15 protein-coding genes, 1 other RNA gene and 4 pseudogenes are annotated in these 21082 nt (G+C 42.5%); 5 read left to right on the top strand and 15 right to left on the bottom strand.

Features of this window, described 5'->3' with window-relative positions; genetic code table 11:
• Positions 1–69: 69 nt before the first annotated feature.
• Entirely contained in the window at positions 70–699 is a 630-nt protein-coding gene (locus ACE3T3_RS00275) for a class I SAM-dependent methyltransferase (protein ID WP_374663012.1), read from the top strand.
• Positions 700–858: 159 nt separating this feature from the next.
• On the opposite strand, the gene ACE3T3_RS00280 is transcribed toward ACE3T3_RS00275, so the two are convergent.
• The 3 genes from ACE3T3_RS00280 to ACE3T3_RS00290 form a co-directional block, all read right to left on the bottom strand.
• Entirely contained in the window at positions 859–2373 is a 1515-nt protein-coding gene (locus ACE3T3_RS00280) for a hypothetical protein (RefSeq protein ID WP_374663013.1), read from the bottom strand.
• Between the two features lie 115 nt (positions 2374–2488).
• Positions 2489–3811 carry a Xaa-Pro aminopeptidase gene (pepP, locus tag ACE3T3_RS00285; RefSeq protein ID WP_374663014.1) on the bottom strand — a complete coding sequence of 441 codons (1323 nt, stop codon included), beginning with the start codon at positions 3809–3811 and terminating at the stop codon, positions 2489–2491.
• A 55-nt stretch (positions 3812–3866) separates the two neighbouring features.
• Entirely contained in the window at positions 3867–4484 is a 618-nt protein-coding gene (locus ACE3T3_RS00290) for a UPF0149 family protein (RefSeq protein WP_374663015.1), read from the bottom strand.
• Between the two features lie 64 nt (positions 4485–4548).
• Here ACE3T3_RS00290 and ACE3T3_RS00295 point away from each other — a divergent pair, with 64 nt between their 5' ends.
• The 3 genes from ACE3T3_RS00295 to ssrS all read left to right on the top strand — a co-directional run bounded on the left by ACE3T3_RS00295 (position 4549) and on the right by ssrS (position 5672).
• Positions 4549–5100, top strand: a complete 552-nt coding sequence (locus ACE3T3_RS00295; protein ID WP_374663016.1) for a hypothetical protein — start codon at positions 4549–4551, stop codon at positions 5098–5100.
• Between the two features lie 2 nt (positions 5101–5102).
• On the top strand, positions 5103–5390 hold the full coding sequence (locus ACE3T3_RS00300; RefSeq protein WP_374663017.1) for a cell division protein ZapA: 288 nt from the start codon (positions 5103–5105) through the stop codon (positions 5388–5390).
• Positions 5391–5487: 97 nt separating this feature from the next.
• Positions 5488–5672, top strand: a non-coding RNA gene (gene ssrS / locus ACE3T3_RS00305) — 6S RNA.
• A 271-nt stretch (positions 5673–5943) separates the two neighbouring features.
• Here the strand turns inward: ssrS and ACE3T3_RS00310 are convergent.
• The 12 genes and pseudogenes from ACE3T3_RS00310 to ACE3T3_RS00365 all read right to left on the bottom strand — a co-directional run bounded on the left by ACE3T3_RS00310 (position 5944) and on the right by ACE3T3_RS00365 (position 19964).
• Positions 5944–7096 (bottom strand): annotated as a pseudogene (locus tag ACE3T3_RS00310) (IS3 family transposase).
• A 230-nt stretch (positions 7097–7326) separates the two neighbouring features.
• Positions 7327–8335 (bottom strand): annotated as a pseudogene (locus tag ACE3T3_RS00315) (IS3 family transposase).
• A 321-nt stretch (positions 8336–8656) separates the two neighbouring features.
• Positions 8657–9472, bottom strand: coding sequence for a phosphonoacetaldehyde hydrolase (phnX, locus tag ACE3T3_RS00320; protein ID WP_374663018.1), 816 nt, complete (start codon positions 9470–9472; stop codon positions 8657–8659).
• 47 nt (positions 9473–9519) lie between these two features.
• Positions 9520–10632, bottom strand: coding sequence for a 2-aminoethylphosphonate--pyruvate transaminase (phnW, locus tag ACE3T3_RS00325; RefSeq protein WP_374663019.1), 1113 nt, complete (start codon positions 10630–10632; stop codon positions 9520–9522).
• Between the two features lie 67 nt (positions 10633–10699).
• A complete protein-coding gene (locus tag ACE3T3_RS00330) occupies positions 10700–11854 on the bottom strand; it encodes a TIGR03364 family FAD-dependent oxidoreductase (protein ID WP_374663020.1) in 1155 nt (384 codons plus the stop codon).
• Positions 11855–11980: 126 nt separating this feature from the next.
• Positions 11981–13693 (bottom strand): annotated as a pseudogene (locus ACE3T3_RS00335) (putative 2-aminoethylphosphonate ABC transporter permease subunit).
• Positions 13687–14884, bottom strand: a pseudogene (locus ACE3T3_RS00340) (ABC transporter ATP-binding protein). Before ACE3T3_RS00340 ends, ACE3T3_RS00335 begins: the two co-directional pseudogenes overlap by 7 nt.
• Before the next feature lie 161 nt (positions 14885–15045).
• Positions 15046–16017 (bottom strand): putative 2-aminoethylphosphonate ABC transporter substrate-binding protein, encoded by a 972-nt coding sequence (locus tag ACE3T3_RS00345; RefSeq protein ID WP_374663221.1) that lies wholly within the window; start codon positions 16015–16017, stop codon positions 15046–15048.
• A gap of 175 nt (positions 16018–16192) precedes the next feature.
• Entirely contained in the window at positions 16193–16924 is a 732-nt protein-coding gene (locus ACE3T3_RS00350; RefSeq protein ID WP_374663021.1) for a UTRA domain-containing protein, read from the bottom strand.
• Positions 16925–17303: 379 nt separating this feature from the next.
• Complete coding sequence (locus ACE3T3_RS00355) at positions 17304–17660, bottom strand: DUF1304 domain-containing protein (protein WP_374663022.1); 357 nt, start codon at positions 17658–17660, stop codon at positions 17304–17306.
• A gap of 364 nt (positions 17661–18024) precedes the next feature.
• Complete coding sequence (locus tag ACE3T3_RS00360) at positions 18025–18480, bottom strand: hypothetical protein (RefSeq protein ID WP_374663023.1); 456 nt, start codon at positions 18478–18480, stop codon at positions 18025–18027.
• A gap of 272 nt (positions 18481–18752) precedes the next feature.
• Positions 18753–19964, bottom strand: a complete 1212-nt coding sequence (locus ACE3T3_RS00365; RefSeq protein WP_374663223.1) for a YncE family protein — start codon at positions 19962–19964, stop codon at positions 18753–18755.
• 437 nt (positions 19965–20401) lie between these two features.
• Here ACE3T3_RS00365 and ACE3T3_RS00370 point away from each other — a divergent pair, with 437 nt between their 5' ends.
• Entirely contained in the window at positions 20402–20989 is a 588-nt protein-coding gene (locus ACE3T3_RS00370; protein ID WP_374663024.1) for a 5-formyltetrahydrofolate cyclo-ligase, read from the top strand.
• Positions 20990–21082: the final 93 nt, after the last annotated feature.

Raw genomic sequence — 21082 nt, forward strand, 5'->3', positions numbered from 1 at the left:
TTTTATAGAATCAAAGCCTATTTTTAGTAGGCTTTGAGTGAATTGCAACAAATATGCAGGTTTAAAAGTATGAGCCAGAACCATTGGGAAGATGTTTATCAAACCAAAGAAGCCGATCAAGTCAGTTGGTATCAGGCTCAGGATGATCAATTCTTAGATCTTTTAAAATCGCTAAAAATACAACCAGATCAAAAAATTATTGATGTAGGTAGTGGCGCATCGATTTTAATTGACCAGCTCATTGCATCGGGATATTCCAATTTAAATGTCTTGGATCTTTCTCAGACGGCCTTAGAAAAAACCCAATTACGATTAGCCCATAAGGGACTAAAAACAGAAAATATTGATTGGGTTGTCGGAGATATTTGCACTGTTTCATTGCCGCAGCAGTCCTTTGATCTATGGCATGACCGGGCGGTATTCCACTTTATGACCACTGCACAGCAGCAAGAACAATATCTGGCCAATTTAAAAGGCGCATTGAAAAAAGGCGGCTATTTAATGATGTCTATTTTTGCTGAGGATGGCCCAGCCCAATGCAGCGGCCTGCCCGTCCAGCGCTACAGCCTTGAGGAACTGCAAAAGCGGTTAGGCCATGACTTTACTTTAGTTCACGCACAAAAGGATTTGCACAGAACCCCTTGGGATTCGACTCAAAGCTTTTTGACCAGTGTGTGGCAGTACCAAAATCAGGGATGATGCATGTGTCCTAGCCTGCTAATCCATGGACATCGAGATTCTCTATTTAATTTCAATGTCTGATCTGCAGTAAAAAGCCGGTCATCTGACCGGCTTTTTGAATAAATTTCTCTTTAGCAATTCCAATTAAGATTAAAACGGCTTTCAAACATATTTTAATTAATTCAAATTATCTCGAACATTCCAAACTTCTAACAATCGCCAAATATTTTGATCAATTTTATTCCAGTCTTTTAATGAACTGACAGGTACTTGCCATTCAACTGAAATATGCCCATAACTCTTTGTCTCAACAGTACTATTCACAATAATTTTATTATCTAAAGCTGCATAAATTTTTAAAATAAAGTCATTTTTTTCAGGGCTATTAGATATGCCAATACAGTGATCTAACCTCGAAATATGAGCTGGTTTATTTTTAAGGGAATAACATTCTAAGTGATACGTTTCTGACAAATGATCATTTTTCACATATCCAGTAGATAGTAAATAATCAATCCAATCCCGTGGAGTTCGTGCATTTTTTTGAACGTCTTGATCTTTATCCAGCTCGCTTAAATTGGTTACCAAAACTTTTACCTGATTTTCAATATTTTTATTATAAAACCCATGAATAGCTAAGTTTTTTTGTCCATTTAATAATAAATTAAATTCCATTGGATGCTCTCGGTCAGAAGCTTGTTCCACAGAATCGAGTTTTGATATTTGATAATTTTGGGGTTTTGAATCTATTGAGAATTGACCTAAAAATCTACGCGTAGAAGGATATTTGTAAGGTGTAATTTCTCTTTCACCAAGCTTTGTTTTAATCCTGAGTTCAGGAGTAACTTCCCATGCAACTAAATCACCTTTTTTATGGTGATCAGTTAATTTATGATTATCATTTAATTCTGTTGGAGATATATTCCATGCCTCCAACAATCGCCAAATGTTGGCATCCACTTCTTTCCAATGTTTTAAATTACTTAAATCTATTTGCCATTCAACCTTAATAGCGCCATATTGAGGTTCTATCGAATACGCAATTACTTTATTCTTTAAATTTCGTGAAATTCGAAATAGAACTCCAGATACGCGTTTATTACTTGATTTACCAAAACATTCTAATTGATTGATATCTCTATTTTTAAAACACTCTAGACCATATTTCTTTGAAAACTCAGGATCATAAATTTTAGTCCGATCATTTTTAATTTCCACATAGTATTCTTTTGTCAGTGCTAAAGGATTAAAACCCATAGGTTGATTGCTAAGGATAACCCGCACTTGATCTTTGTGATCAAGTTCACTTTGAATAAAATCCATATATCCTTTCGCTTGGACTTTTGCCCCATTCAGCATCAAATTAAATCTAAGATCTCCTGATTTAACGGGCAGTGCCAATGCTTCTTGTGCTGTGATTTTTTTTAGCTTGGGAGGAACATAATCTATAGCGAATTGGCCTAAATATTTTTCTTGTTCTGGGCGGTAATAAATTGATTTCTTATGCTCTTTAGTAAGTATCAATCTTTCTTTTAATACTGTATGAATAATGAGCTCGGATCCTGATGTAATTTTCCACGTGACAGTCTCACCTTCTAAAGGAATAGCTTGTTTTTCTACTTTTGAACAAGCAATAAAAGCACAAAGTATAGGTAATAAAAGTATCAGCCTTCTAACAGTAGAAAAAACCATATTACAATCAGTTTACTTATTATTTAGGTAATAAAGTCTCATTTTTTATAAGAATAATCAATTATTTACACAAAAAAAAGCCGGTCATCTGACCGGCTTTTTTATTTCGTGAATTTTACTTCGCCATTAAGGCTTCAATCTCTTCAACCGATTTCACCACCGCAGCGGTTAAAACACGCGGACCGGCTTGAGTGACGGCCACATCATCTTCAATGCGTATGCCAATCCCGCGCCATTTTTCATCCACGCTGTCATCATCTGGCGCAATATAAAGGCCCGGTTCAACCGTGACCACCATGCCCTCTTCATACGCGCGCCATTCACCATCCTGCTTGTATGAGCCGACATCATGCACGTCCATGCCCAGCCAGTGGCCTGTGCCGTGCATATAGAACTGGCGGTAGCTTTCATTAGCAATAATTTCTTCGATATTACCCTGCATGAGGCCTAAATCCAGCAAGCCTTGCACCATAATGCGCACCGCAACGGCATGCGGCTCTTTGTATGAATTGCCAATGCGCACCGCATCAATGGCGGCTATTTGCGCCTTGAGGATCACGTTATACAGCGCTTTTTGCTCTGGACTGAATTTACCGTTAACTGGGAACGTGCGGGTAATGTCGGAAGCATACAGCTGATATTCACAGGCAGCATCTATCAGCACCAAATCACCGTCTTTCAGTTCTTTGTCATTTTCCACATAATGCAGAATGCAGCCGTTTTCACCGCCGCCGACAATGCTGTTATACGATGGAACACAGCCGTTTTTGCCAAATACATAATTCAGCTCCGCTTCCAGCGCATATTCCATCATGCCCGGTTTAACGGTTTGCATGGCACGGGTATGCGCTTCTGCTGAAATATCCGAGGCGATCTGCATTAGATCCAATTCCGCTTCAGATTTGCACAGGCGCATCTCATCCACAATGCGGTCGAGCTGAATCAGCTGTGCTGGCGCAGATGCGCCGCTGCGTGAATCGGCATTGGCTTTTGCCACCCATTTCGCCACGCGCACATCAAAGTCCGCTTCATGGCCAATGCGGTAAAATACTTTGTCCTTATTTTGCAGTTTCTCTAGAATTTCTTCATCCAGCAAATCAATCGCAAACGCTTCATCTGCATCATAATCGTCAACCGCGCCGTCAATGCCGGTGCGGTAGCCATTCCAGATTTCCATTTCGCGGTTGCGTTCACGGCAAAATAAGCTGTAGCTATAGCCTTCATCTTCCGTATTAAACGTTTCAATCACCGCAACCGCTTCAGGTTCGGCAAAACCCGTCAGATAAAAGAAGCTGCTGTCCGCTCGAAATTTATAGTCTGCATCGCGGTTGCGCATTGCTTCTTTGCTGGTTGCAATGATTGCAATGCTGCGCAGCCCCATTTCGCCGGCTAAAATGGCGCGGCGTTCCTCAAAATCGGCTTGAGTCAATTTCTTCATCTGAATGCTTCTTGTCTCTCTTAAAAATGGATTAAATGGAATTCAATGCCCAAAATCAGCTTGGGCGGTGCGGTGTAAACATTTCTACAACATTATTTGCTTCAGCCGATTTTTTAGCAGAAAACAGCTGTAAAAGCGGGCTTTCCGTTACCGGAATTTTCTTGCGGCCCATCGACAGGCTGATCGGAATCAAGCGCACGAACTCATAAAGCTCCTGATAGCTTTCTTCGCCTTCTTCATCATCGTCGGCTTCGTCAAATTCAACCGATGCGACATCCTGCAGATGTTCAATCAGTTCCTGCTCTTCAGCGCGCAAATGGCCAGAAGCCAAGCCAAAGCCTAAAACTACGCCGGCGCACCAGTCTGCAAGGGCTTGCACGCGTTCAGACAAGCTGTGTTCATCATCTGGAAGCAGCGGCAAATAGTCCAATTCATCTTCAGACAGCGCATGCGCAATGTCTTCAGTTTCGTCGGTTAAAATCGCAATCGCTTCTTCGCTGATCTCAGTCACTTCAAGTGTCGCTAAAATTTGCTGCCATTCATCGCGGGTCGGCACTTCAGTGACACAGACAATGCCTGTCAGCAAGCCGTGCAGTTCGCTTGGGCTGGAAATCTCTTCGATTTCGCTGAAATTGCGGTCCCATTCTGACCAACCTGAAATATCGTCTTGCATTCGTTTATCCAATCTCTATACTTCTTATATATTACCTTTGTTTGCCATACTGTGCGACCACGATATGTTAGAAGAATTACAGCATCTGCAAGCGCACTTGAGCGTTTTAAAAACCAAGCTTGCGCAATATGAAAGTGAAAATACCTCACTTGCGGAAGATAAAGATTCTGCAAATGAACAGCATCATGCGCAAATTGTGCATAAAAACGGCATCATCACTCAAAAACAAGAAGAAATTGATACGCTGACAGAGCAATTGACGGAATCGCGCTCTCAATTTCAGCATCTCAATAATGATGCAAGCTCTTTGGCTGACCGTTACAGCCGTTTGGAAAAAAGCTGCACCGATTTAAAAAACCGTTTTCAGGAAATTCTGGCCGAGCGCAATGAACTGCGTATCATGAAGGAAAAATTGCAAAATGAGCAGCGTCATGCGGCTCAGGAAATTCAGTCGCTGCAGCAAGAACGCCAGCGCCTGCTGCAAAAAAATGAGCATGCCAAAGCCAAAGTGGAAGCCATTATTCAGCGTTTGGCCATTTTAGGCACGGCGCAAGACCAACATGCGCAGGAAATTCAGCAACTGGCCCATCCGACTGACGCAAACGAGGAAGTTTAAGCATGAGCGAACAAATTGCTGTCGATTTAAAAGTTCTAGGCCATAACTTCCGCTTGGCGACCACAGCAGGCCAGCAGGCAGATTTAGAACGCGCAGCCCAGCTGTTAAATGAAAAATATGATGAATTCCGCCGCAAAGCGCCGCGCATGGAGCCCAGCAAGCTGATTATCATGGTTGCGCTGGAACTGATGCAGGAAGTGCTGAGCATGAACAAAAGCCTGCAGGAATATGAGCACTGTGAGCGCTTGCTGCAGAGCATTTTGGAAGAAGCTAAAGATCTCGCTGAATAAGCGGGATTTTTTGCATAAAGCGCAGCCAAATAAAATAAGTTTACGCATCAAATACCGCAAGTGATTTGCCAACAGCGCCGAATTCGTTATACTTGCCTTAACTCTGAGGTGTTCGCCAGCGGCGTCTAATTCCCCTGCCGATACTTAAACTTATGGATTGCGTTCTGCATATTTAGAGTGTATGCCCATCTCGTATGGGAAACCCAGCAAGTATGCGTCGTGTCCACCTTGAACTCATCGGGTTCAGGGCAACGACATTGCAGCGGCATCTTCGGAGTGCTTTTAAATGATTGTTTTCTAACAATCATGAACAAAAATTCTAAAATCCCCACCAAATCAATTTTCATTTTTTTGATCTTTGTATACTCCATGTATACCAAAGTTCGCTTATGCAGCAAGTGCTGATAGGAAATGAAAATGTCCAACAAAAAAGTACACATTACCCTTTCATTTGTTAAGAATCTAATCAAACAATTGAACGATCCATATGCTGACGAAACTCAAAAAGATTCAAAACATGGACTACTCCCAGTATCCTAGACATGAGAAAGCCTCATTTTGAAGCTGCCTCAAAGGCTTCTGGACTCATCCCATCAAGATGAGAATGGCGTCTAATTCGATTGTAAAACATCTCGATATAATCAAACACATCTGCACGAGCCATTTCTCGTGTTTTATAGATCCTCTTTTTAATTCTTTCCTTCTTTAAGCTGCTAAAAAAGGATTCAGCAACAGCATTATCCCATGAGCAGTATACTGCGCAAGGCCGCGACGGCTCATGCTGGGTATTAAGTTATGCTTCTGACAGAATTTCTGCCAGTCTCCGCTGCTGTATTGTGAGCCTTGGTCTGAATGTATGATCACAGGCTCATTGGGTCTGCGTCGCCATACCGCCATAAGAAGTGCATCCAAAACGATATCCTTGGCAAGCGTAGGTTTCATTGACCAACCGATGACTTTTCTCGAATATAAATCAAGAACCACAGCCAGATATAACCAGCCTTGCCATGTGCGAATGTAAGTTATATCAGTCACCCAAGAGGTATCAGGTGTGTTTACAAAAAACTCTCGATTTAAATGGTCAGGTGGCACAATCTGAGGGCGACCATAACCATAACTTTTATGCTTTTTATATCCTCGCACAGCGGCAATGCTATTGTTTTTCATGATCTTCAACACACGATTAGGCCCACAGCTTTCACCTAACTCTTTAAGATCTAGCGTGATGCGCCGATAACCATAGATGCCATAACTAGCATCATAAGAAGAACGGATGAGCTGTAATAACCGCTTATCTTCAATAGTCCTGCCTGATTCGGGTTCATGCAACCAAGCATAGTAGCCAACACGAGCAATCTTAAGAACCCGGCACATCGTTTTAATTTTAAATTGATGGCTGTATTCCAGGATAAACTGATACTTTACTCGGGCAGACTTGCAAAGTACCTTGCGGCCTTTTTTAGAATATCCCATTCCTCTTCAGTTTGTTTGAGCTGACTTTTAAGGCGTAGGATTTCTTTCTTTGCCTCGAGCAATTCATGTTCATCGGGGTTGTTGCGTAAAGGCTGTATGGCCTTTAGCCATTTATAAATGCTGTGTTGTGATACGCCTAAACGTTCTGCAACATCAGTGACAGAATATCCACGTTCGGTAATCAATTTAACAGCTTCATCTTTAAATTCTGGGGTATAACGTTGTCCACTCATAATGTTTTCTCCTATGCAAAAAGAATAGACCATATTTGTCTAGGAGAGTGGTGGCAGTCCAACAATATTGTTTTGAAATTCCGAAAGGTAAACAACTTTTTTTCGTGACCTTAAACTGATTGGCTTTGCTATCAGGGCAACTCGCCATTCTCTTGTATATACTGTTGAAAAGAAGTTGTCGAATGGTGTGATGTGTGCTGAATTAGCAGGAGACTCTCACTTGGGAGATTCTAGGTAGCGGACCGATACAAGTCCTCTGCCATTTGATTTGGGGTCTTAAAATTTAAACCCTTTTGATTTCTTCGCTGATTATAAAATAACTCAATGTATTTTGTAATATCTGCTTTAGCTTTCTCTCTGGTTTTATAATTGCAATGATGCACTAATTCATTCTTGAGTATGCCCCAAAAGCTTTCAATCGGTGCATTATCATAACAGTCCCCTCGTTTGCTCATTGAACCCTGAAAACCATTTTTTTTCAAGTATGTTTCGATATTCATGACTGCAATATTGACTGCCCCTGTCTGAATGAACAATTAAACCTTTCGATGTTTTTTGATTACGAATCGCCATATTCAGTGCAGTCCAGCTTAAGTAAATTGTCATAGATTGCTCGATTGTGATCACTGTTCGTTGTTCTTTTAAAACGCTTATGACGCTTACAATACAGCTGATTGAGCTTTTTTATCTGACGTACAGCATACAGGCTGATTTTTATGCCTTTCGCCTGTAAGTGCTTGGCTAATCTAATGTAACCATAGCTTTTCTCAGTTTCTTTATGCGCTATTTTCACCAATATCGTATGTTGATTTCGCTGGATGGATCTTTTACTCATGCCTTGCTTTAGCCCATCATAAAATCGTGAAACGGATACATGAAGTAATCGAGCCATTAGACTAACTGGAAAGGAATTTCTTTATTGTTTCATGTAGGCGTACCTTACTGACTTTCTTTGGCAAAGTACGCTGCTGCCTTTTTTAAAAATTCACGTTCCATTTCAGCGGTTTTAAGCTGTTGTTTGAGCTTTTTATTTTCTTCGAGCAGAGCAACGAGATCAGGTGAATATTGTTGTGTACCCGTCAATGTTCCTGCTTTAGCCTTATTTTGCCAATTAGAAAGGGTTTGCATTGAAATACCAAGTTGCCTTGCTGTTTCTGAAACATTGCCTTTATTTTCCGCTATGGCTTTTATTACTTCCGCTTTGAATTCTGCTGTATAAAACTTCTGTTTTTTACTCATGGTAAACTCCTGATGAGTGTCTAGAGTTTACCAAGTTAAACCCTCCTGTTTTTTCAGCACACATCACCCTTTTTAACGATGACATCAGAAGAATAAATTGGACATATGCCCTTGAAACGAGTCACTCTCGTTAATTGATGATGATTTTTGTCTCGATACATTTCAAAATCAGCATGTTCTTCAGTTAATGAAATAAATATCATAGGCGCCTTTATCACACGATGCTCTGGTAAATATCACAAAGGAATAAACCAATACTTGAATGAGTAATAAGAAATGGATATTGCTTCAATATCCATTTCTTAGCTCTGATTTAATTGTTCAAGGCTTTTCACCCTGCGCTAAGCGTTCCTCAATATCATTCAGTACAGCAGGCAGATCTGCAATACTGTCAATCACATAATGCGCACCTGAAGCATTCATTTTTGCATAGGCTTTTTCTTTTAATACTGCTTGTTCAGCTTCAGATAAAGCACTCCATGCTTCATAGCTTAGGCCGACCTCATTGCCGCTTACAGCCAGACCTACTGTCCAGCAGCCTCCATTTAAACCCTCATGAATACCGACAACTGTATCATCCACTTTCACCACAGTTTTAATGTCTGAAACGTCCAATTCAATTAAGTTTTTCCATAACATTTCTGGATATGGACGGCCATGCTTCACATCACTGGCTGTAATAATACAATCAGGTACATAACCTTGTTCAGCGGCATCCTTGACCAGTTGACCAATCATCATGCTGGCATAACCTGTATTACTGCCAATTTTTGCGCCACGCGCACGAATATCTGAAAAAGCTTCCAACGCACCGGGAATCAGCTGTGAACATTGCGGAATTGATTTCAGCTGGTAAGGAATAAAGTCCTGATATAACCGGTCAATATCGGCAACGGTCACCTCTGCCTCATAGGCTTGTTTCCATGCTGCGGCCACACGTGGCATCGCCAGTACGGCTACAATATGGTCTCGTTTTTCCAGCCCCATCGGTGCACGTGCCTCTTCAATTGTGATTTCAACTTTATTATCTGCAAACAATGCCATAAACGCTAAAATTGGAGCACGTGAACCAAAATCGACCGTTGTTCCAGCCCAGTCAAAAACCACTGCTTGTAATGTGTTAGATGAAGTCGTCATGTGCTTTTCCTTAAAAAATATAATTTAAATAGGTCTGAATAAACTGATTATTGCTGGCGGTATCCCGAAATTGCGGTGAGCAAGCGTTCAATATCGTCAAGATAAACTTCGCCAATATTGCCAATACGGAAACAGTCCAAATCGGTAACTTTGCCCGGATAAATGACGAAACCCGCCTGTTTTAAATTGTCATACAGATTCTGGAAGCTAAAATCAGCCTCGCTTGGATACATGAATGTGGTAATGATGGGTGACTGTGGAATATCAGCATCAAGTACCAATTTAAAACCAAGTTTTTGCATGCCATCCGCTAGGCATTTTTGATTATTCAAATAACGCTGATAGCGCGCTTCAACACCGCCCTCTTGTTCCAGTTCAAGTAAAGCCTGATAAAATGCGCGTACCACATGTGTAGGCGAAGTAAAACGCCATTTTCCATTGTGCTGTTCCATGGTGTTCCATTGATCATATAAATCCAGACTCACTGAACGCGCTTGACCTTCGCAGGCTTGCAGCTGTTCACGTTTCGCCAAAATAAAGCCAAAACCGGGAACCCCTTGAATGCATTTATTGGCACTTGAAATTAAAAAATCAATTTCAAGCTCTGCAATGTCCATCGGCACACCGCCAAATGAACTCATAGCATCAACAATCCACACTTTGCCCGCTGCTTTCACAATGCGGCCAATCTCCTGAATAGGATTCAGCAGCCCCGTGGTGGTTTCACAATGCACACATGACACATGAGTAATGCTTGCATCGGCTAAAGCTGCTGCAATATCTTTTAAATCTGGAATCTGAGTTTCAGAATAAGCCAGTTCAACTACATCAATATTTAAACAGCGCGCCATCTGCACCATGCGTGCGCCATAAGCACCGTTATTGATAATTAAGATTTTTCCATCTCTTGGAATCGCTGATCCCAATACTGCTTCAACAGAAAAACTGCCGCTGCCCTGCATCAGCACCGCACTGTACAACTCAGTTTGTGTTGTCGCCAAAGCCACTAAACGCTGGCGAATATCCTGAACTAAGCCGTTGTATTCTTTATCCCACGTACACCAGTCACGCTGCATGACACGGCGTACTGCTGGAGAAGTCGACAATGGGCCTGGTGTCAGAAGCAAATATTTATTTTCCAGTTCAATATGCACATTCATCACTCAATTCCTTATCAGGTTTTCAATTCAATTTAAGACAATATAAGCCAATCTGGTTTAAACCAGATTACAAAATATGATTTTCTAGCACTTTTTTCATAAAACCGGCACCCGTGGTCATGCCCTTGCCTGCAATAGCGCTGATCAGGTAAATATTCGGCTCAGCTTCTGTCACACACGCCAGTTCTTGCGGATGCGTGAGGTAATAACCATTCCAGCGAGATGCAATCTCTGGCAGCCTTAAACCAATATTTTCTTTGCAATATTTCTCAATAAACTGATTAATTTCTTCACGTTGGCTAAACTGCGGGGCATCCTGAACAGGAAGATATTCATGACTGTCGCCTAAAATAATTTGTCCAAATTCATTTTGTTTAATCAAAATATGAATGCCGAAGTCTTTGACTAGGCCCTGCTGTGATTCTTCGGTCAAAGCCTGATGGCTTGGGCAAATTTCAAAAGCGGGATAACGGGAAATGGATAAGCCTGAATAAATAGATGCATTCAACTGATGTGCTAAAGGCTGAGTCAATGCCATCTGCAAAGCACAGCGCTGCAAACCTAATTGCTGCAATAATTCTGGATATAGGATTTGTGTAGCTTCACCGTGGCAAATCAAAATTTTATCCGCGCGATACTGCTGTCCTGAAGCCAACTGAATTTCAGCCTGTCCATTGTGATATGCGGTACGCACCACGCAGGCATTACAATAAATTTCAATGCCCAATTGCTTTGCATACTGCAGCAAACGATTCCCCACCAGATGCGGTTCAACCGAATAATCTTCCTGAAAAACCATCGCCCCGCTGATTTTTGCGTTTTGATCTAAATAGCCATACCGCTCAAATAATTGCTGCCGGTTCAGCAGCTCTACGGGAATCTGATAGTCTGGCGCAGCTTGTGCGAACTCCTTCAGCACTTGCCATTCCAAATCCGTATTGGACAGATACAAGCCATCACGCTGCTGAAATGAAATGTCATGCTGTGCCTGTATACGCTGATAAAACTTGCGTGTTTCCAGCGCATATTCACGCCATTCCTCATCTGGTCGGCTAAGTGTTGAAGTCCCGACCATGCCAAAATTACGTCGGGTCGCGCCCACAGGCTGAGCATCTTTTTCAAAGAGCTGTACTTTCAGTCCCTGTTCAGCGGCCTGAATCGCTGCTGATAGCCCTAAAATACCTGCGCCGACAATAATTAAATCTGATTTTGCTGTGTTCATCTGAGGTTTCCATGCCTTTTTAAGATTTTCAGGATGCAAAATCCCAGGCCTTCTTAAAAAAGCGTTCAAAAAATGGGTTACAAATTAAGGTTTAAAACAAATTTAAAAGCTAAAGTTTTGCAAGGCTTAATGCTGATGTTCGCGCCAGCGCTGGCTTGACTTCATCATTTTTCGGGTGAAAAACCAATGCAGCAATTTGACTGCACAGGAAGTCACTAAAATTAAAATACTCATAGCAACCGCCGACACCGTATCTCCAGCATCATCCATGTTCAGTACTGCAACAGAAGCCGGATTGGTGTCTGGTGAATAAAGGAAAATTGCCGCTGACACCGTGGTCATCGCATTGACAAAGATATAGACCGACACATCACACAGCGCAGGAAAAGTTAAAGGTAAGTAGACCTTATGAAACATGGTCCAATTGGATGCACCCAAGCTTTGACCTGCATGGTCCAGCTGGCTGGGAATCTGCTTAATGGCATTGCTCAGCGTTAAGTGCGGCACCGTGTAATAATGGATAACGGTTGAAATCACCAATAAGGTCAGCGAACCATACAGCACAGACATAGGGTTTTCTGGCTGATTAAAAAACAGGATATAAGCAATACCGAGTACCAGACCCGGCACAGCCAAAGGCAGGAGCACTAACATCTGTACATAGTTTTTAATTAGGGGATGGGCTTTAAAGCGCTCGGTAAACAAAGCGATGATAAAAATCAATACTGTGCCTGCAAGGGTACTCCAGAACGCCAGCTGAATGGAGTTCAAATAACTCGACCAACCGCCGCCATCCACATAATCAAAACGGTAATGATTCAAAGTCAGCGAGAGATCATACGGCCAGTAACGGATAAAAGAAGCCAGAATAGCCGTGATCACAATGAGTAAAATACTGCCCGCAATTACACTGCAAAATACAGTCAGTAGTTTTTCCAGACGCGGGTTGTTCCTGATGCGGTACGGCTGAATCTGGACATTCTGAAAACGTGCCTGACGGCGGCTCTGATAGCGATCAAAGATAAAAGCCATCACAGCAGGACAAAGCAGCAAAATGGAAATCACAGCACCCATGTTCATGTTCTGCTGACCAATAATCTGCTTATAGACATCCAAGGCCATCATATTGAACGAACCGCCAATCACTTTAGGAATGCCGAAATCGGTAATAACCTAGGTAAATGCCACCAGGCAGGCACTGACCAGTCCATAGCGGATCGCCGGTAAAGTCACCGCCCAGTGCGTTTGCCAGATGGTTTTTCCTAAAGAATGGGATGCTTCAATTAAGCGCTGATCAATATTGCGGAATGACGCCATCATCAGCATCACCATGGCAGGAAACAGCCAAAAGCAATAACTGATTAAAATGCCCAAAGGTCCATAAATTTCGGTACTGCCGAGCAAGCCTTTAAAGACGCCTTGCTGTCCAAACAAATACACCAAAGCCAGTGAGGGTAAAAGCGACGGAGCTAAAATCGGCAAAAATGCCACAGTTTTAAAAAATGCTTTGCCTCGAATATTCACATTGGTTATGGCAAATGCATAAATACTCGCCAGAGTTACCGTCAGCAGCATAGCGGTACATGCAATCCAGACTGAATTAAAAATGGATGACAACAATGCTGGATTAGAGAAATAAGCAATGAAATTTTCCAGCCCAACAAATTGCTGGTTTTCATCTAAAAAGGCGCTTTGCAACAATAACAGCAGCGGTGCAATCAAGCTCAATGTCAATAAAATCGCAGCCGCAAACAGCACTGTACTAGAACGCAAGGAGTACAATGAGGGTTTGGATTTCCTGCTGCTTAAAATGGCTTCTGCAGCCGATTGATTTAACATCTTGCTCTTCCTTGCAAATCAAAAATATGCAAAGCCTGAACTGGGATTTGCAGCCACATCTCATCCTTTAAATTCATGAGTTGCTGATTTTCAATATCAATTTGCAATTCAACTGCTTCGGCTTGAGCGTTATTTTGCTTCAGCTCGCAAAACAGACGGCGTTTTGCCCCTAGAAACTCCATATTTAAAATACGGACCGGCAAATTGAATTGTCCTTTACACAAAGCAGGTTCTAAAACCAGTTCAACATTTTCCGGTCTGAATGCAATCTCCAGCTGCTCACCGGCTTTAAAATTCAGACTCAGATGCTCACATTCATATTGCTCCGCAATCTTTAAAGCATGCGCTGACATCGCTGTCGCCTGCATAAAGTTCATTGTGCCAATAAATTGCGCAACAAAACGTGTTTGAGGCTTATAGTAAATATTGTGCGGGGTATCCAGCTGCTCAATCAATCCCTTATTCATTACCGCAACCCGATCCGAAATACTCAAAGCTTCTTCTTGATCATGGGTCACCATAATTGCCGGCAAATTGAGCTGACGTTGAATGGTACGGATTTTCTGACGCAGATTTAAACGAACTAAAGCATCCAAGGCAGATAATGGTTCATCGAGCAATAAAATATCAGGCTTAGGCGCAATGGCTCGCGCCAGCGCAACACGTTGCTGCTGCCCGCCTGACAGTTGATTCGGGTATTTGTGAGCAATATCTGGCAGTTCGATGAGCTGTAATAACTCAGTAATTCGTGTTTGAATTTGTGCAGCAGTCCATAGCTTTTTATGCAAACCAAAGGCAATGTTTTCAGCAACGGTTAAATTCGGAAATAAGGCATAATTTTGAAACACAATGCCGCACTTGCGTTTAGCCGTATTTAAATGGGTAATATCAGCATCTTGTTTGATAATTTTCCCATAATCAGGCTGTTCCAGACCGGCAATAATCCGCAGCAATGTGGTTTTCCCGCAGCCGGATGGCCCTAAAAAACTGACAAACTCACCTGCTTTTAAATCTAAATTGATGTGTTCCAATACTTTGGTTTGTGCAAACAATTTTTGAATATCCACCGCTTCAAGCACTATTTTTTTATTTGCTGTTTGATAACTTTTTAAGGTTGACAGCAAATGTCCTGCTGACAGCTCACTCCCTTTTTGGGGGAAGAGCATTTTGTAAATGAGTTGGAATTTGCATACTGCGCCTAATTATAATTTCATTTGTTTAAATCACATTGCTTCAGCCTAGATGAAACGGTATGTGTATTTTTCCCATTACCCTCTAAACATTCAGAGCAAAAACCGCTGATCAACATAGCCGCTGCTGAAGAAATGCAGATGACTCACCGAACCTTTAATTTACTTTTCAAACTGTTCTGACCATTTTTTTAAAATCGTGTCCCGTTGTTCTGCCGCCCAATAAAAATCATTTTTGACCAATTGTTCAGACAAATTTTTAGGGAAGTCAGTGTTGCTGCTTTGGACATTTTGATGAGCAACCATAGAGAAATTTTGTGCATAGGCTTGGTTCGCAGCCTGACTGACCGTCCAATCAATAAATTTCTGCGCACTGCTCAATTTCTTGGTGCCTTTCACAATTGCAGAAGCTTCCATTTCCCAGCCCAAACCTTCTTCAGGATAGACAATCTCTAATGGCGCACCGCGGGATTTAAGCTTAAAGCCTGGATAGCCGAACGAGATACCAATGACTGCCTCACCTTGCGCCGCCATTTTGCAAGGCTTGGAACCTGAATGAACATATTGAGAAATATTTTTGTCCAGTGCCTGCATATAAGACCAAGCTTGATTTTCACCAAAAATCTGCATCCATGCAGTGACATCCAAATAGCCTGTACCACTGGAAGCTGGATTCGGCATCACAATCATGTTTTTATAAATAGGTTTGCTCAGGTCTTGCCAAGTTTGCGGAATAGGCAGATTTTTCTTTTTTAATTCTACGGTATTGACACAAACAGCTGATTCCCAAGCGGTCATACCTGTCCATGTTGGAATGTCTTTTTGACTATAAAATTCAGTTTTAAGCTGTTCAACATTATGCGGACGGTAAGGCTGCAGCATGTCCTTTTTTTCCATGACCAATAAACTAGTCAAGGCTAAGCCCATCACTGCATCTGCCTGAGGATTTTTTTGTTCTGCCAAGAGTTTTGCAGTAATCACGCCAGTAGAGTCACGCACCCATTTTACTTTTAACTCAGGATGCGCCTTGCGTAATTCCCATTGATAGCGTTTGAGCTGATCGGCTTCTACAGCAGTATAAACCGTAATTTGTTCAGCATCCTGTGAAACTGAACTCGTGGTGCATCCTGCCATAACATAAGCCGTACCAAGGCTTAGGACACATAAACTGATCTTCTTCTTGCACTGTTTTAAATACTGACTCATCTGACATTCCTAATGAATGCGGTTTCTTGTTAATCAGTATTTCAGCAAATGTTTATGACAGTTTAATTAATCTGGTTTAAACCAGTTTGTTTTTTATATTTCTTTATTCTGACGCTTCAAAATGCAGATCAAGTACATCGTGTAGCCAATATTCCTGATCTACATCAGTAATGGTTCCATTTTGGTCACGATTGGTCCGGCAAATATATAAGCCCATGCTCCCCATATTCACATGTAAGGCTTTGGCCTGCTGTTCTGAAAAAGCTGTTGGATAAAGATGTATATGCGCCCGGGTTAACTGCCGCTGATATTTTTCAGCCATTAATACAGTAATTGAGTCTTCCAGATTTTGTTCTAAAAATTCAGGAAAAAGTGCCGCATTTACACGAATGTGTTCTATAACCACAGGACGGCCATTAATTCTGCGGCGGCGCCAAATTGAGTAAATCAGATCTCCAGCATTAAGACTTAAATGCTTCATATCCCATGCTGTTACCGTCAACAGTTCAGCTGAAATCAGTTCAGTCTCTGGAATACTGCCCTGTTCTTGGACATATTGATTAAAACTTTGGGTGGATTGAGGCCGATAAATAATACGCGGCGCACGTACAAACCAGCCCCGGCGGTCTAAACGGTAAATTAGACCATCCATTTCCAGCGCCAATAATGCTTCCCGAACAGCAACTCGTGTTGTTGAAAATTGCTCAGACAGCAAACGCTCAGAGGCTAATTTTGTATTGCTGCTGAATTGACCCGACTCAATTTCATGAGCAATCACATCTCTGATCGCTAAATATTTAGGAATACGATGGGAAGTTGTAGCCAAATCGGACATAAGTGTAAATTTTTGAGAATTTTAAACCACTATACTAAATTTTAATTTCAAAGTAATGAAAAGCAATTGTATCGTGATCAATACAATAAGTATCAAATACTTATTTCATAGCTTTTCGTACAAAGACTTAAAAAACCAGCTTGCCCCCGAAGCTACTCAAATTTAAGTGACAACTTGAGTATAAAGTCAGCTTAATTCCGTAAATTTACTGAACACTGCATCAGTAGACTCATTTTCAACGGCCGTTTATTCATTTTTATCCTCATCAAAATCCAAATAAAAAACGCAGCGCTCTTCAATAATTTAAAAACGAATAATTAAAAACGCTCAGCCCAGATATTTAAACTGCTCCCTTTCTGATGCATATCACCGCTTAAATCTACCAGCCCGCATTTAAGGCAATCAGCGCAATGAATGCCGGCAAGGCTTGTATATACAGTATTTTTCGGCTCGCCGTTAAACTGCCATAGATGCCGGCAATCAATACGCAAACTAAAAAGAAGTTGCCCAGCATGGCTGCGAAAGGCTGCGCCGCCATCAGTGACCATATTAAACCTGCCGCCAAAAAACCATTATACAGCCCCTGATTTTGCGCCAGCACTTTGGTTAATTTCGCTTTTTCCGGCGTATTGCCAAAGGCCTTCAAACCGGATGGCTGTTCCCAGAGAAACATTTCCAAAATCAGGAAGTAAAGATGCAGCAATGCAATCAAGGCGATCAGTATTTGTGAGATCACATCTAAGTCCTTTTTATAATCTGATGAGCAGGTTTCTATTTTTATGCTATTCAACCTTCTTGTATATCAATTTATCAAGCCCATGCAAAGCATGATTATCTGCCTGGCCAATCTACTGCCTCCCCTATTTTTTTATAGGGTAAATACATAGCGTATGCTTGGGCGAGATTGTTTAAAAAACTGCATCTTTCATATGTTTTTATGACATTAATTATAATGCCCATTTAGGCTTTAGGCCGTTCAGCTCCATTTTCGCGCATCCATTTCCATGGAATCAAATTCGGCTCATTCGCTGCGTATGCTCCTCATTTTAAATAGGCATCCGATAGCTGATTGCTCAACTGCATATTCAGAATCTTAAAATTTACATTTTTTCCAGTTGATCGATATATCCATTCAGCTGCCCCTGCATTTCAGGCATGATTTTTCTTAAAAACTGGCAATAATTCAATGCATCTTGTGCGGACAGCACCCCGCTGGACACCAGTTGCATCTGCTTTTGCAGCAGCATTTCGACTTTTTGAACATCCGGTTTTTGACCCTGACTCAAGCTTTGGCTAAGGGCTGCAAATTCGCTGTAAAGCTGATCACGCTGGCGCAAGAGTTCAGTTTGATTATCCGCCTGTTTTAGGCGCTGCGGTGCCAGCTGCAAATGCTGCGGCCCAGATTCTTGGGCGGCAGTCAGCACCGTATCTGGCGGCGCTTTTGATGATTCCGGCACTTTAGAAGGCCGCGCTTCCTCGGGCTTGAAAAAAAACACGATGAGGCATAAAACAATCAGCCCGCCTGCCGCAACTGCGGAAAATTTGATCCAGTTCATTCTTCAACCCTTGTTCTTTTTATTGGACTGCTTGATCGAATGGTTTAAATTGCATGAGGCGCAGAACAACCAAGTCTTCTGCGCCTCGAACCAATTTTAAAGAAATAAGCGCATCATCACTGCCACATCGATTTATTCGGAGCTGACTGCCAGCCTTTAAATTTTGCATTTGCATGCATTAGGCCGCATTCAGATTGCTTCTGCTTTTCCCGATGTTCAGCTGTGCGCTTTCATCTGTTTCAGCGCTTTCATTTTAGACGATGCTGTGAACCTTAAGGCGCAGACCAGTCAGCAGGCGCATAGCCAATGCGTACACGCTGCGGATGATTCCCCACAGGCACCGTCAGCACTTTATCGCCAGTTTCAAAATTGATCACTGTCACAGCATCATTGGCGCTTTCAGAGATCACGCAATTTTTGCCATCTGGACTGCGGGTCGCCCAGTACGGCTTGCCTGCAGCAATCAGCTTGCCAGCTTTCAGCGTTTGCCGGTCTACAATGGTGGCGTAATCATCCATGGTGCCGGCCACACAGAGTTTTTCGCCGTCTGCGCTGATCGATAGGCCATGATGGCGTGAATCATTGACCCATTTGCTGCGGTCAGATGGAATGGAGGAACTGCCTGGCAATTGCCCAATGCGTGTAACTTTATCCTGATTTAAGTCGTATTCCACCAGGCCATTAAAAAATGATACCTGTGCATAGATTTTTGACTCATCTTTGCTGAAGACAATCGGCCGCACTGAGCTGGAAAGGTCTTTACGGCCAAAGGCATCCAGCGCTGGGCGAAAATCAATTTTCTTCAATACATTGAAATTACCGGCATCGGCAATGGTGAGATAGCGCTGGCCCTTGGTAAAGTCCTGCCATGCCGCATCCATTGATGTTTCGACGTTGCCAATCGCAGAGTTGAGAATCTTGCTGCCGCCATCGAAATAAATATTTTCATGCGGTTTATCGCCCGTGGCAAAACGCCCTAATTCCTTGCCGGTATTAATATCCAGCACTTGCACCACATTGCCGGACGATGCTGAAACCGCCACCTGCTGACCATCTGGAGACACCGCCATATGGTCAGCACGGAAGCCTTGCACCGCTGTCCGCCAATTGATTTTACCCGTCGCAATATTAATCGAGACCACATCGGCAAAACTTGGACGGGAGGCCACAATAGATTTGCCGTCTGGCGTAGAATACATGTCATCCACCAGCTGATCATGCCCTTCACCTGCGGTCGATTGAATATAGGTATAAGCAATCAATTTCACAGGATTTAAATGAATTTCCAGCAGGCGCTCTTTACGGTCTGGAATCATATTAATCACGCCGATTTTTCCATAATCGCCTGCCGGACGAATCACCGTCACCGTTCCATCCCAGTTATTGCCGACAAAAAACACCTGCTGGCTGTTCGCTGGCGCAGCGGCGTATACCGCGTTGGCGCCAATAACGGCTAAAGCCAATCCAGCCAAGCCCTTGCGCATTTTTGTCTTTACATCCATTTTTGTTTTGGCTTTCATTTTTATTCTCCTGCAAACCGCCCGAGTATTGAAGCTAGACCGGCTGCATTGATTTATTGGTGTTGACCAAGTTGTTTTATCTTTGTTTTATTCAATGATCAGCGGGTAATTCCTGTATTGGCCCGCCTGTATTGACCATTGCCTTTGAGCTGCTTATCCCTTTGCATGCAAGTTAAGCTTCAATAAATATACAAATGTAAATATATTCATGCACCGCTATTCCGATGAAAAATCTGCGCTGCAGAATAATTTAGATAAACGGAAATATTCCATGCCATCAAAGACGCTTTGCTCAAAAGCGAATTCATCCAGTGATTGACTTTAGCTTTGCTTTTGCGCGGTCAGGGCTTGCAGTCACGGCTCAAAAGATTAAACTTTAAAAAAACCACAGCTTTGCCCGCATGTCATACCCACTGAATACGCTTCGTAAAACACTGCGCAAACAGCGCCGCGCGGTCAATCCTTTTCAGCAAAAACAGGCCGAACAGCGCGTGCTCAATCAACTGATTCGGCTGCCGAAATTTCAGCGCGCCCAAAAAATCGGCGTCTATTTGCATGCTTTTGGTGAAATTCATACGCGTAAAATCATGGAATACTGTTTTGCGCACGGCAAAGCCGTGTATTTGCCGATGATCTGCTCGATGAATCAGCGTTTGGTCTGGGTCAAAGTTTCACAGCATCAATACCGCAGCCAACGCTTTTCGCACCATCCGCTGGGCATGAAAGAGCCTATGGCTGCCCGCGGCCTGCATGTATCAACGCTGGATATGCTGCTGATGCCTTTGCTGGCTTGCGATGCCGCCGGGACACGCATCGGCATGGGCGGCGGTTTCTATGATAAAACCTTGGCTGCAGCGCCGGGCGCACCTTACCGGCTGGGCCTCGCCCATGATTTTCAGCTGGTACAGGATCTCTTGCCGCGTGAAGCCTGGGATCAGCCCTTAGATGGACTTTTGACCCCGCAGCACTTCTTCGGCTTCAAACGCTAAATTGATCATTTTGACAGTCGAGAATGCTTTAAAATCACATATTTATTCATTTTTCATACAATTTATTTTACCTTGCCCTTGTAATTTAAAAAA

The sequence above is a fragment of the Acinetobacter sp. genome, from assembly GCF_041919735.1.
Taxonomy (GTDB): domain Bacteria; phylum Pseudomonadota; class Gammaproteobacteria; order Pseudomonadales; family Moraxellaceae; genus Acinetobacter.

Coding starts and splice junctions, on each gene's coding strand:
- ACE3T3_RS00290 (WP_374663015.1), bottom strand. CDS start 4,484: ATGCAAGACGATATTTCAGGTTGGTCAGAATGGGACCGCAATTTCAGC.
- ACE3T3_RS00330 (WP_374663020.1), bottom strand. CDS start 11,854: ATGAACACAGCAAAATCAGATTTAATTATTGTCGGCGCAGGTATTTTA.
- ACE3T3_RS00300 (WP_374663017.1), top strand. CDS start 5,103: ATGAGCGAACAAATTGCTGTCGATTTAAAAGTTCTAGGCCATAACTTC.
- phnW (WP_374663019.1), bottom strand. CDS start 10,632: ATGAATGTGCATATTGAACTGGAAAATAAATATTTGCTTCTGACACCA.
- pepP (WP_374663014.1), bottom strand. CDS start 3,811: ATGAAGAAATTGACTCAAGCCGATTTTGAGGAACGCCGCGCCATTTTA.
- ACE3T3_RS00360 (WP_374663023.1), bottom strand. CDS start 18,480: ATGAACTGGATCAAATTTTCCGCAGTTGCGGCAGGCGGGCTGATTGTT.
- ACE3T3_RS00350 (WP_374663021.1), bottom strand. CDS start 16,924: ATGTCCGATTTGGCTACAACTTCCCATCGTATTCCTAAATATTTAGCG.
- ACE3T3_RS00275 (WP_374663012.1), top strand. CDS start 70: ATGAGCCAGAACCATTGGGAAGATGTTTATCAAACCAAAGAAGCCGAT.
- ACE3T3_RS00295 (WP_374663016.1), top strand. CDS start 4,549: ATGTTAGAAGAATTACAGCATCTGCAAGCGCACTTGAGCGTTTTAAAA.
- ACE3T3_RS00345 (WP_374663221.1), bottom strand. CDS start 16,017: ATGGCAGGATGCACCACGAGTTCAGTTTCACAGGATGCTGAACAAATT.
- ACE3T3_RS00370 (WP_374663024.1), top strand. CDS start 20,402: ATGTCATACCCACTGAATACGCTTCGTAAAACACTGCGCAAACAGCGC.
- ACE3T3_RS00280 (WP_374663013.1), bottom strand. CDS start 2,373: ATGGTTTTTTCTACTGTTAGAAGGCTGATACTTTTATTACCTATACTT.
- ACE3T3_RS00365 (WP_374663223.1), bottom strand. CDS start 19,964: ATGCGCAAGGGCTTGGCTGGATTGGCTTTAGCCGTTATTGGCGCCAAC.
- phnX (WP_374663018.1), bottom strand. CDS start 9,472: ATGACGACTTCATCTAACACATTACAAGCAGTGGTTTTTGACTGGGCT.